The sequence below is a fragment of the Anaplasma platys genome, assembly GCF_012790675.1.
Taxonomy (GTDB): Bacteria; Pseudomonadota; Alphaproteobacteria; order Rickettsiales; family Anaplasmataceae; genus Anaplasma; species Anaplasma platys.
Window position 1 is genome coordinate 211,304 of record NZ_CP046391.1, and the last position, 12,971, is coordinate 224,274.

The following is a 12,971-nucleotide window of genomic DNA, read 5'->3' on the forward strand; positions in this document are numbered from 1 at the left end:
GTGATTCTTAAATTCAGGTTTCTCATCCATAGCTACCTTTAGGTTTTATCATTGGGCCTTTTAAAGTACTTGGCATTCTCTCGTGGTCAGGACGCTTGTCTTCGGCGCCATTTTCGTACCCGAGTGCGGCAAGGCTTGAAAGCTGTTTCGTTTTTTGTTTTTGTGATTTGTGTGTTCTATTTAAAAATGTATCTGCGTTCCTACTGTTGCCATAACTCCGGAAACTGCATCAGGTTTGAAGAACAAGAAAAGCGTCCCCAGGGATGTCGCCAACATGGCAAGAAGCAGCGGTAGTGGTGCTTCCTTAATTACAGAGACGTCTTCACCCTTAATGAAGAATGCCCTAAAGATCAGGGGGATAAAATACAATGTGTTCAGTAAAGTACTGAGCAGCACGGTGCCTACAACGAGATAGTTGTCTTGTCTAAGTGCCTCCGAAAGTATGTAAAACTTGCCCCATATTGTGCCAGCAGGCGGGATGCCTATCATAGCGAAAGCTCCTAAGCTAAACATGGCTAGTGTTAAAGGCATAGCTTTACCCAGGCCAGTGAGCTCTGATATCATAGTACGGCCCGTAGATGCATATATTGCCCCGACCGCGAAAAATAATGTTATCTTTGCAAACGCATGCCCAACCATTTGCAACAGTGCAGCCGACATAGCGCCGTCGGTATACAGTGAGATAGCTAGAGTAATGTATGACAGCTGGGAGATAGTGGAGTAGGCAAGCAATTTCTTAAGATTTGTTTGGGCTATAGCGCATAAAGAGCCCAAAAGAATCGTCGCGATCGAAGCATACATCAGCACATTTACGTGTAAAGTCCCGCTGTTTACTGCTCCATTTGCGCTGTTACATATGTTGTACATTCCCTGTACTCCCAGGGCGTAAACTGTAATCTTCGCTATAGTAAATACCCCAGACTTCACTACGGCTACTGCGTGTAGCAGAGCACTAACCGGTGTTGCAGCGACCATTGCTCTGGGCAACCATGTGTGCAAAGGCATAATCGCGGCTTTCGCAACCCCATAGCACAGCAGTACTGACAGCAGAGGAATGAGGTCAGGCCTTTTTTCGGCAACTAAATAGTCAGAGCTAAACAGCTCAGCAGGAGACACGGAGCATACCAGAACTACAAGCGGTAGAAACAGAAGAACAGAAGAGCACAACAAAGTTTTTATGTACGCACTGCCGCTTTCAAGTGCCTTTTGGCTACGTCCGTGGGTTATTAGGGGATATGTGCACAGTGTCAGCATTTCGTAAAAGATAAAAATGGTGGCGATATTAGCCGCAAAGGCGATGCACATAGTGCAACCTATGCTAGCTGCAAAGCATGCGTAGAATACTGAGCGATCATTGCCTTTTCCGTAGACATTATTCATGTAGCCTATGGTGTAAATATTTGTTATTACCCACAGCAGCGATACCAGAATGCTAAACACCACACCAAAAGCCTCGGGAGCGAATGCTAACGTCAGTTTAGAGGATAGGTTATACTTCAATAGTCCGGAAGGTGCGCCATTTATGGCGCGGAATCCCAAGTATGCCGCAACAGGGAATAACACTGTAGAGGCCAGGATGGACAGAACTTCCTGCGAGTGGGGTACACGCCTAAATCCAAGTATCAACGCCGAAGACACGAACGGCAGCAGCAGCACAACCGGCAGCCAAACGTTTGCTCCGCAACAAGAAAACCCCACGATAGCTCGATCTACAGCACAAGAAGCTCATTAATAGCATAAAACACATGGAAGTAAATACCCTGGGTATCACACAAAGTACACAGCTGGTGGATTGTCCAATGTGCTCCACTAACGGTGCAGACTCACGACGTGCGCGAGTTTGGGAAGGGCCGCCGCCCTTCAAGCCGTTGGTACAAGACTAAGCCTCACTCTTGTTTTTTATCGCACGCTGCGCTGCCAGGAGCTTTGCAACAGGCACTTTGTAAGGGGAACACGAAACGTAGTTTATCCCAAGTTCAGAGCAAAGTTTCATAGCTTGGGGAGTATTACCATGCTCGCCACAAAGACCCATTTTGATGTTTCTACCAGATTTGCGAACTAAGTCCACAGCGATAGTAATGAGTCTGCCTACGCCGTCGATATCCAAAGCCTCAAAGGGATCTGATGAAAACACCCCGGAATCTATGTAGTGCTCAGTGAATTTTGACGAATCATCACGAGAAATACCCATGGTAGTCTGAGTAAGATCGTTGGTGCCAAAGCTGAAGAAATCAACATGTTTAGCTAACCTATCAGCTAATAATGCCGCTCTTGGCAACTCAATCATAGCTCCTACCCTGTACTGGATGCCGTGAAACTTCAGAGCTACATCCTTTATGATGTTGCTCACTATCACTATTTCTTGCTCGTCCATGACGAACGGAATCATAATTTCGGGAACTATGTCCAACCCCTCACCGTCTTTGAGCTCTTGCGCCGCTTCAAAAATTGCTCTTGCTTGCATTTCGTATATTTCTGGGTAGGAGATTGCTAATCTACAGCCACGGTGGCCAAGCATAGGATTCTTTTCAAGCAGGGTGGAAACTCTGTGCTTTACGTAATCCAAAGACCTTTCCATCGTCTTGGCTATGCCCTCAAAAACCTCAGGGCTAGCTGGTAAAAACTCGTGCAGTGGCGGGTCAAGCAATCTAATGGTCAGAGGTTGTTTCCCTCCGGTAAACTTGAACATATCCTTGAAGTCTTGCCTTTGCATCGCCCCAATGCGATCTAGTGCCTTAACACGCTCTTGCTTATCGCTCGCCAAGATCATTTCCCGGACGGTGGTGATTCTATTGTCTGAAAAAAACATGTGCTCGGTTCTGCAGAGCCCAACTCCCTCGGCACCAAACAGTTTAGCTGCGGCAAGATCCTCAACAGTGTCTGCATTTGCCCAGATACCCATGGTGCGAGTGCTATCTATCCACGACATTAATTCGTGGAAAGTCTCGGGCAGTGACGGAGTTACAGTTTGCACTGCTCCCAAAATGATCTCACCAGTGCTGCCGTTTATGGTGATGCTGTCCTCGCGCTTTATTTTCAAGTTGTTCTCATTGAAGAAAAATTGTCCGCTTTCATCTATGCACAAACTGTTGGCGCCGCAGATGCACGGCTTGCCCATTCCCCGTGCCACCACAGCTGCATGTGATGTCATCCCGCCTCTCAAGGTCAGAACCCCGACGGCAGATATCATTCCACTGATATCCTCAGGACTGGTTTCCTGTCTTACCAGAACGGCATTTTTCCCTTGCCTTTTCAGCTCTTCGGCGTCACTTGAAGTAAATGCTACGTAACCGGAGGCAGCCCCTGGAGACGCAGGAAGCCCTCTGCCGACAATAACGTTGTCGTTTCCTTTCTCGAGAGTTGGGTGTAGCAACCCGCTGAGAGTTCGCGTATCAATGCGCATTATCGCATCCTCGGCGGAAATCAATCCCTCTTTGACCATGGCAACAGCAACGCAGACAGCGGCTTGAGCGCTGCGTTTACCGTCTCTCGTCTGCAAGATCCACAATTTTCCGTCCTGTACGGTAAACTCGATGTCTTGCATGTCTCTATTGTGTTTTTCTAACTTGGCACACACCTCTTTTAACTCCCGGTAAGCTTCTGGCATCACATCTGCCATTACCTTTATTGGTACTGGGTCTTTTTGCCCTGAAACTATATCTTCTCCCTGAGCATTAACTAGGAACTCACCGAACATTTCCTTGTCTCCGGTTGAGGGATTCCGGGTAAACACTACCCCAGTTGCCGAGTTGTTGCTGATGTTACCAAATACCATAGACTGTACATTGACAGCAGTGCCTATGGTTGCGGGGATACCGTAAACACTCCGGTAAGAAACTGCGCGGCTATTCGTCCACGATCCAAACACGGCGCTTATCGAGTTATGCAACTGGACATTAACATCCTGTGGGAATTCCTGTCCGGTACGCGTTAGTATAATCCGTTTGTATTCCTCTACCATGGCTGCCATTGCATCGGGGTCTGCATCATATGGCTCAGCCGTTCCCGAAGCTTTTTGTTTTGCAGAGTTTACGTCTTCAAATACTCCTTCATCCAGCCGTAGTACGGATGTTGCGTACATTTTTATCAGACGCCTATAGCTATCGTATGCAAACCTTGCTTGAGTTGACTTCAACTTGTCCACAACTTCGTCATTAAGTCCAACGTTGAGTATTGTATCTAACATACCCGGCATGGACTGAACGCTTCCAGAGCGTACAGACACTAACAGTGGACGATCAGGGTTGCCAAACTCCAAACCTACTTCATTGCCCAAAAGTTCCAGGGCAGCAGGAAGCCCTTGTAAAACTTTATCCGGCAACTGTCTGGTTTTCTGAAATAAACTGCAGGCTGATGTTGATATGGTAAAACCTGGGGGAACGCTAACGCCAATGTTGCACATTTCTGCAAGACCAGCTCCTTTGCCCCCAAGCAAGTGGGCAAGGTGTGCCCCACCATCACACCGACTTCTCCCGAAGTGGTAAATCAGCCTATCATCCATATGTTTTTTACCAGACTTGTAAGATGAGACAGGAATATACCGCGATACTTCCCTGTAGACAATATAAAGCCTAATATTTACGGATGCAACTGTGCATGGACTCGCTAGGACATAAATGCTGTTTGAAATATGCTAGCCCGCTAAAATGGCAATGGAAGGCCGGTTCCCACACTGTGTGTGTTTGTTCTAAAGGTGGTTTTGTTCTAAAGGTGGTGTGGCAAAGCAATCTCTGTACTATAGTTCTTAGGTTCCCTCGGTTACTACTACGGTGCCACAAAGCCAGTCGTGTATGGTTTGTTTTTGTGGAACAAATGCGGCGGTTAAATACCAGCATGCCCAAAAGAAGATCACTAATACATGCAGGGTTAGAACCGCGCTTAGCAGCGGTACGCCGGGACTTAAAGTCGTAACAGCTCCAGACAGTAGTGTAGATAGTGTGGGGCAGAGGAATTGTAATAACACCCTGTCGAAAGCGACCAACGCATTGTTGACGTGTTGATTTTTGCAGCTCACAACGCGTACCCTAAAGAGCCTTTGACCAATGGTGGCTGTATATTTATATGTGAGGCATGTGTGGTATGCACACGTTACTACCATAAAGGACATAAAGGAAAGCATGCTGTCTTTGTGTATTAGGATGAAAATAGGCGCAAATATCACCGATATTATTGCTTTGTCTACCAGATATACCAACACCCTCCTGGGCAGGCTAGCTATTACGTAACGTTCCATAATCTTTGGCCCAGCAGCTCCGCAACAAAATTGCCCAGATTTTCGAAGTTGGGAAATGACATAACGCCCTTTATCGAATCATTGGCAAAAGCAATAGGGTAGCAATTCGCCCTTCTTGCGCTTACAACGTCAGTCGCACTATCCCCAACGAAAAACACTCTCTCCCCCGGAGCAATTCCCATAGACTCCAATGCCACAAAGATGGGCTCTGGAGATGGCTTACTCTCTACTGTATCGCCTTTTCCCAGTATTACCGAGAAATATCTTGTCAATCCTAGGCTGCGCACTTCATCGCGGAGCTGAGTTCCCCGCTTGTTGCTTACTATTCCCATTCTAACATTGTTTTTATAGAGTAACTCTAATAGTTCATGTACGTTTCTGTTAGGTAGAAGAGTGCCCAACCAGGAGCCAAAAGCGTTCTTGTACTTTGTTTTGAAATCCTGCCACCTGTTCCTAAGACATAACTGCAGGTACTTCTCAGCTGCCAAAGGCGCAAGTGGTATCTCCGATATGTCGACATCGCCAATGTTCATATCACGCATTATTCTAGCAACTGCCTCCCGGTTAACCGTTTCGGTAACTATAGTGTTGCACCAATCAAACATGACAGCAATGGGGGGCTTCATAGAGACTCCGGGCATCCTATTCACTGCAGGTGCAGTATTCAACAGTGTATAAGTTAATTTTTACTTAATAATTATACCTAACACGGCATAAATGGGTTATGCAGCACGCGCCCAGCACTGGCATATAGAGCTGCGGCACGCACCTGTCAAATTATGGGACCATTGTCAGGCTATTATCAAATATGGCGTGGGGAATGGTATTTTTCTCGTTAGCCTTGGGTAAGTTCCATTAATACAAAGTGGCGCTAATTGATTGAGGTTCTTGAGCTACGTGTTGACGTATTTTATGTACCGGAGCCGTGCGGGTTTTAAATTTGCTGTTGAGGTCTGAATCCGGGCGTTGATGCACGCTGATGATTCATCTGCACCACAGCACGTCGGTGACAGTGCAATTTTGTTTTCTTCAGCGCATAGAGCGACGTGTGACGGACAAATGACTTGCGGCCATGGCCCGTGCCCCAAGATAGCGAAGTGCAGCATCTGTTAACGTATGTCAACAAGTTGATCTGGCGCCCTAGCCGGGCTAGCCCTGTGAAGTTTTCGCTTTCAAATTGAGCATGATTGACAGTTCCTTTAAACAGTTTGGATCCACTGTGGAGGGAGCGCCCATTAGCAAGTCTTCTCCTGTTTGAGTCAAAGGGAAGTATATTACTTCGCGTATGTTGGGAACATCGGCTAGCAACATGACTATTCTATCTATCCCAGGTGCCGTGCCGCCGTGTGGAGGAACCCCAAACCTGAAAGCCCTTGTCAGTGATCCGAACTTATTATCAACTTCACTTTGCGAATAACCCACCATCGAAAATGCTTTATATAGAAGATCCAGCTTGTGATTTCTAATGGCGCCGCTTGATATCTCTACCCCATTACATACCATGTCATACTGATATGCGACTATATCTAGCGGTTTTTCGTTTAACAGCGCATCCATTCCTCCGCGTGGCATGGAAAATGGGTTATGCGAGAAGCCAAGCTGCCCATTAGGTTCCTTTTGAAAATACGGGAAGTCTACCACCCAGCAGAACTTGAACACATCTTCTTCAATGAGCTTTAACTCGGTTCCCAGTAGTGTTCTGATGGATCCTGCAAGCTCATTGGCCTTTTCTTCCTTGTCACACACGAAAAATACACTGCCGCCGGCTCTTATACCCGCTATTGTTTGGATTTTTGACAATTCTGCATCACTCAAGAATTTGGCAACGGGTCCCTTTGCCACATTATCAAGACCAAATGTTATGTAGCCAAGTCCCAATGCTCCTATCTTTTTAGCGTATTCTACTTTGTTATCGAAAAAGCTGCGAGCTTGCTCAGAAGTGTTCGGTGCCGGAATAGCTCGTACTACGCGCCCGTTAGCGACGCCTTCCTGGAATGTTTTGAAGTTGGACGTGCTGAACACATCTGACACGTCCGATATTATTAGTGGATTACGCAAGTCAGGTTTATCGGTGCCATAGAGGCGCATAGAGTCTCTGTAGGTAATGCGGGGAAATTCTTGTGAAACCTTTTTCCCATGTGAGAACTTAGCGAAAACGCCATACAAAACGGGCTCCATTACCGCAAATACGTCCTCCTGGTTAGCAAAGGCCATTTCCATGTCTAATTGGTAGAACTCTCCTGGAGATCTATCTGCCCGGGAGTCTTCATCGCGAAAGCAAGGGGCTATCTGAAAGTACTTGTCAAAGCCGCTGGCCATGAGCAGTTGCTTAAAGATTTGCGGAGCTTGTGGAAGCGCGTAAAACTTTCCGGGATGGTTCCTGCTGGGGACCAGATAATCGCGCGCTCCTTCTGGGGAAGACGCGGTTAGGATAGGTGTTTGTACTTCAACAAAGCCGCGGCTTTCCAGGGATTTTCTAATTTCGGAAATCACCGCGGACCTCAAGAGCATGTTCCTTTTTACTTCATCGCAGCGCAGGTCTAAAAACCTGTATTTTAGCCGTAAATCTTCGGGATAGCTGGTACTGGTAGGTACATGAATTGGCAGCTGGTCAGCCGCTGATTCTACGTGCCAGGAATGCACTATGACTTCTATGTGTCCAGTGTCTAAATCTTCATTTACTGTGTCTTCGCTGCGCGGCGTGACAACGCCTTTTACGGTTACAACGCTCTCAAAGCTTGTTGAGCGAGCGCCATCCAAGAGGTCTTTATCTGACGACTCATTCAACACTAGCTGTGTGATGCCGTAAAAATCCCTTAAATCTATGAAGAAAACTCCCCCGTGGTCACGTTTGCGGAATACCCAACCAGATAGGGTCACTTCTTGTCCTATGTGTGATGAATTTAACTCGTTACACAGATGAGTTCTATATGCATTCATAAAAATACTCTCGAAGACCTGCCTAACTTTTACCACAATATTTCCCAATCGGAAAAAATTATGCTGCGACTATACCTAGGCCGACAGTACAGGGCTTTTCACATTATAATTCTCGTGTGTTTGTGATAGCTCACCGATTTGTGCAACTTTACACGTTTGCCATCAGACAGTTTTAACGGGCATTGAAAGCCGTGCTTGCATTATATGATACAAAGAATTATGAGGAAGCCGCAGCATACGCAAGAGTATAAGGGACACGCGCTTCCGAGATCATTATTTAGTTTACACATTGATACAATTTATTTATAAAACGAGCGTTGTGCATTGGTTCTGACATTAGATGGGAAGAGGGGCGCGAGCGTTAATACTCACAGTTCTGCTGGTCACGACGCAGACCGGTTGTAGTGCCGTTTTTGCCGGCCTCGCTGTAGCCACTGGTGCGGTTGTCGCCATGCAGGAGCGTTCTGTTGGTGACGTTATTGACGATGCCTCGATAATGATCAGAATAAACAGAGAGCTGCTAAAGCTTGGTATATTCTACGCGGTCACTGTCAAGGTGAGTGAGGGTAGGGTTTTTCTATTGGGTGCGGTGAATACTCCGGACAAGCGGGTTCAAGCGGAAAAGGCCGCTTGGCAGCAGCGTGATGTACGAGAGGTGGTTAATGAGATCACGATCTCAGAGGGTGCAGTTTCACTTCAGAGTCTCGCGCTAGACGGTGCGATAAGCGCGCAGATTAGAGCGAGGGTTCTGGCGAGAGCTGGTGTCAAGTCAATGAATTATAGTGTGAACACTATCGGCGGAGTCGTCTACCTTATGGGTATCGCGCAGAGTCAGAAGGAACTTAACACTGTCATCGCCATAGCTAAGCGCGTACGCGGTGTGAAGCAAGTTATTAGCTATGTAAGGCTGAAGAATAGCAGGCTGCGTCACTAGGGGTGAAAGTTGTTAAAGGCTGCTTTTCAGATGGATGCCGGGGTGGAGGTCTGCAGGGACACCACTGCGCAGCTTATTAAGGAGGGCAATCGTCGGGGTCACCAAGTCTTTTTCTATGAGCCTAGCAGCTTGTCTCTGTGTGAGGGCGACGTTATTGCTACGGTTCATAACGCTGAGGTTTGCGGCGAATCTATGAAGTTGTCCGACAGGTCTCGTCTAAATTTGGCTGAGGTGGATTTGCTGTTTATCAGGCAGAATCCCCCTTTCGATATGCGTTACATTACCACTACCTACATTCTGGAAAGACTTAGGGATGTATTGATAATTAACAGCCCGAGCGCAGTTAGAAATTTTCCGGAGAAGCTGCTGCCCTTGTCGTTTCCCGAGTTTATTCCTCCTACGCTTGTTAGTGAAAGTCCTGAAGAAATAAGAGAGTTCTATAAAGAATATGGCGATGTGGTCTTGAAGCCTTTGTATAGTTTCGGGGGCGATGGCGTAGTGCGAGTTTATGGTGGTGTTGATGCATGTACAATATCCAAGACCATGGTCGAAAGGTATGGTGCGCCAATAGTTGTGCAGCGATTTATTCCCATGGTAGAAGAGGATAGGAGAGTTGTGCTCTTGGGTGGCAAGCCTGTAGGGGCAATAAAACGGCGCGTTACTAGGGAGCAGGAAGTAAGGACGAATCTTCGCGTTGGTGCGGTACCGGAGAAGGTAGTACTTTCTGAACGTGATCAGGCAATATGTTCGGCTGTGGGGGAAGTAATAACAAAAGCCGGAATAGTTTTTGCTGGAATAGACATTCTTGGGGGATGTCTGCTGGAAGTAAATATAACGTCTCCTTGTGGCGTCTTGGAAGTCAACCAGGTCTATGGAAAGGCTTTGGAAGCCGATTGTTGGAATGTGTTTGAAGGTTTGTTAGAGTCCGGCGGTTAAGCGCGTCGTGCATACAAACAGGGACACTAGGTCTTAGATGGAATACCGAAATCATGTGTATGCGGTAGTGTTGCACCACTTTGCCAAGGCATGCGAGGTAATGTTTACTTGCGTGCTGTACACATGATCTTGCCATGTAACGTACGTGGTGTTAAATGTTAGGTGAGCTTGTGCGTTTCTTTTGCTAAGGGCGTATAGTTGGGTTGTGCAAAGTGTGTTGTTAGGGAATAAGATGTTGCGAGATGTATAGATTTCTGTCTCAGAAGAGCCGCAATGTCATAATGAGCCTGAAGAGTGAGGCGTTCCTTGCCTATGCAAGATATGGGGTTGTCGCTGCTTTTGTAGTTTTGGTAGTTTTCTTGGTTTTCCCGCTGGTGATTTCCGGAGACAAGGTATTTAGCCTGCTTTCTGATGGCCTTGTTAGTTTAGGTTTGCCTGTGCGGAGTGTTATAGTACGGGGCAATGTCATGGTGGACAAGGACACAATTCATGACGTGGTGGACCATGAGCGATCAATAGTTTTGGTGCCACTTAAGGAGCTGAGTCAGCGGATAAAGCGGCAAAGTCCATGGATTAAAGACGTAAAAATAAGCCGGGTTCTATCCAGTGGTGCGCTGAAGATAAACATAGAAGAGTACGATGCATTCGCAAACTGGTGCCATCACGGGATAAATTCGGTAATAGACCGTGCGGGGTACGTCATAGTCAACTCGGAGGGGCGTTTTCCACATCTTATTTCTGTATACGGGGATGACGCTGTAGAGCATCTTGAATTTGTCAGGGATATTTTGGATGACAAAGGGCCGCTGAGCTCAATGATTTCTTCATTCTCTCTGCTTGATACCGGCGGCTGGAATGTGGATTTCTCGAGTGGTTTGCGAGTAAGGCTTCCGGAGTCTGGGCCCAAAGAAGCCTGGGCGCAGTTGAAGCAGCTCCACCTTGATTCTGGAGGGCTGCTCATGTGGAATGAGATAGACATGCGCAACGCGGATAAGATCTCGATGAAAAAGTAGAAATTAAGCTTTGTGGCTGGTTAGGAGCTGAAACCTTGAGCCTATGGGGCAATGCGTGTGCATTCCCGTAAGAGCATTGTAAAAAAGTTGCAAATTTACATTATTTGGTTGAATGCACCTCTGTGTGTAAATATCATCAGGGGATGATTGGTGGCTACGTATTTATGTACCGGGTTAAGCGTATTTTTACTCTGCTGAGTAGAATGTTTGCTGGTCTAAAAGAGTGTGGAGTTTATGTCTAAGACGAGAAGATTTTATACGCCCGAGGTTCACGTCGTAGATGACGAGGCAGATATCAGGGCGATGATTCAAGATATCTTGCGTGACGATAACTACGTGACTAGGGTTGCTGCTGATGGGTTGTCAGCCATGAAGCTTGCATACGAAAGAGAGCCGGATGTTGTGTTGCTTGACATATGGCTGAAAGGTTCTGACATAGACGGTTTGAGCGTGTTGGAGAAACTGAGGGAAAGGTACCCGCACCTTCCGGTTGTTGTGATCAGTGGCCACGGGAATATAGCTACTGCGGTGAAGTCCTTACATATTGGTGCATACGACTACATAGAGAAACCATTTACGGAAAATAGGCTTAAGCTGGTGGTTCGCCGCGCTGTTGAGTCCAGCAGGCTAAGACGGGAAAACGAAGAACTGCGGGCGTTTTTCGAAGACTATGAGCTTGTAGGGAATTCTCCACAAATCAAAAACTTGAGGGCTACCATAAACAAGGCTGCGTCGACTTTCAGCAGGATATTGATTACGGGAGCTCCAGGTACTGGCAAAGAAGTTGTGGCCAGGCTGATCCACAGGAAATTCCGGAGAGGGTGTTCATTTGTTAGCTTCTGTCCAGCAATTTTGCCTGAAGGCAGCTACTTGGAAAACATCTTTGGCAGGGAAGATGAGAACAGTTCTCTGCACCATGTTGTTCCCCATGGTGTGGGGATTATAGAGCAGGCAAATCATGGGACTTTATTTGTAGATGAAGTTACTGACCTGCGATATGACGTTCAATTGAGGTTGATGCGTCTTTTGCAGGAAGGGAGAATATACCGGGAGAATGGAAAGGTGCCGGTTGTAATCGATACCCGCGTTATCGCGTCTTCTTCGAAAATTATAGAGGAGGAAGTCAGGCTAGGGAGGTTCTGTGAAGACTTATACTATAGACTGAGTGTTTTCCCCATCAGGGTTCCATCGCTATCGGAGTACTGTGTGGATCTTCCGGAGATCTGTGAGTATATGATGAAGAGCATCTGTAAAAAGATGGGGCTTACCCCTAGGAGAATAAGTGAGGAAGCCTTGGTTGCGATGCAATCCTACTGCTGGCCAGGGAATTTGCGACAGTTGCGTAACGTGTTGGAGTGGGTCATGATTATGCAGCCTACGAAGGATATAATAGCGGTGGAGGACTTGCCCGCTGAGATAGTCAGTGGGATGCCGATTAATAATGTGTTTACCCACATAGTTTCAGCGCCTTTGAGGAAGGCGAGAGAGGAGTTTGAAAAGCAGTACCTTAGGACGCAGCTGTCGAGGTTCGGGGGGAGTGTATCGAGAACTGCAGAGTTCATAGGGATGGAGAGATCAGCTCTGCATAGGAAGCTCAAGATCTTGGGGCTTTGCAGCGGTTGAGCCTTGTGTTTGGGTGGTTGCGGCTGTGGGGTATGGATTTGCTAGAGCATGTGCTTATGGTGTCCAGGTGCAGTGTAGGTGGTGGTTTTTAGTGAGTTGTCAGCTCTGCCTGCGCTGTGCCGGCTGAGATGTTTTATTGTATGGTGGAATTCTGCAGGAATAGGCTTGAGTTGCAGTGCTCACATTAGCCGTTAACGTTAAATAGTGGTTGCAGTCAGGGTATGTTGTAGTACACTGTGCCGATTGCCGATTGCCGATTGCCGATTGCCGATTGCCGATTGCCGATTGCCGA

General features: G+C 47.1%; 9 protein-coding genes. 4 read left to right on the forward strand and 5 right to left on the reverse strand.

Annotated elements, in window-relative coordinates; genetic code table 11:
* Positions 1-180 precede the first annotated feature (180 nt).
* The 5 genes from ANPL_RS00860 to aspS form a co-directional block, all read right to left on the reverse strand.
* Positions 181-1,698 (reverse strand): proton-conducting transporter transmembrane domain-containing protein, encoded by a 1,518-nt coding sequence (locus tag ANPL_RS00860; RefSeq protein ID WP_236822853.1) that lies wholly within the window; start codon positions 1,696-1,698, stop codon positions 181-183.
* A 181-nt stretch (positions 1,699-1,879) separates the two neighbouring features.
* On the reverse strand, positions 1,880-4,501 hold the full coding sequence (gene ppdK, locus ANPL_RS00865) for a pyruvate, phosphate dikinase (protein ID WP_169192928.1): 2,622 nt from the start codon (positions 4,499-4,501) through the stop codon (positions 1,880-1,882).
* Between the two features lie 243 nt (positions 4,502-4,744).
* The gene (locus ANPL_RS04845) at positions 4,745-5,233 is read right to left on the reverse strand and encodes an RDD family protein (RefSeq protein WP_169192929.1); all 489 of its coding nucleotides are present in this window, start codon (positions 5,231-5,233) and stop codon (positions 4,745-4,747) included.
* Positions 5,218-5,859 carry an HAD family hydrolase gene (locus ANPL_RS00875; protein ID WP_169192930.1) on the reverse strand — a complete coding sequence of 214 codons (642 nt, stop codon included), beginning with the start codon at positions 5,857-5,859 and terminating at the stop codon, positions 5,218-5,220. The genes ANPL_RS04845 and ANPL_RS00875 overlap by 16 nt, the downstream gene beginning before the upstream one ends.
* Before the next feature lie 523 nt (positions 5,860-6,382).
* A complete protein-coding gene (aspS, locus tag ANPL_RS00880; protein WP_169193593.1) occupies positions 6,383-8,173 on the reverse strand; it encodes an aspartate--tRNA ligase in 1,791 nt (596 codons plus the stop codon).
* 340 nt (positions 8,174-8,513) lie between these two features.
* Here aspS and ANPL_RS00885 point away from each other — a divergent pair, with 340 nt between their 5' ends.
* From ANPL_RS00885 to ANPL_RS00900, 4 genes are all read left to right on the forward strand, one after another.
* Positions 8,514-9,107: a BON domain-containing protein gene (locus ANPL_RS00885; protein ID WP_169192931.1), complete on the forward strand. Its 594-nt coding sequence runs from the start codon at positions 8,514-8,516 to the stop codon at positions 9,105-9,107.
* Between the two features lie 9 nt (positions 9,108-9,116).
* Complete coding sequence (gene gshB / locus ANPL_RS00890; protein ID WP_169192932.1) at positions 9,117-10,043, forward strand: glutathione synthase; 927 nt, start codon at positions 9,117-9,119, stop codon at positions 10,041-10,043.
* A 242-nt stretch (positions 10,044-10,285) separates the two neighbouring features.
* Positions 10,286-11,056, forward strand: a complete 771-nt coding sequence (locus tag ANPL_RS00895) for a cell division protein FtsQ/DivIB (protein ID WP_169192933.1) — start codon at positions 10,286-10,288, stop codon at positions 11,054-11,056.
* 234 nt (positions 11,057-11,290) lie between these two features.
* Positions 11,291-12,679: a sigma-54-dependent transcriptional regulator gene (locus ANPL_RS00900; protein WP_174764258.1), complete on the forward strand. Its 1,389-nt coding sequence runs from the start codon at positions 11,291-11,293 to the stop codon at positions 12,677-12,679.
* Positions 12,680-12,971: the final 292 nt, after the last annotated feature.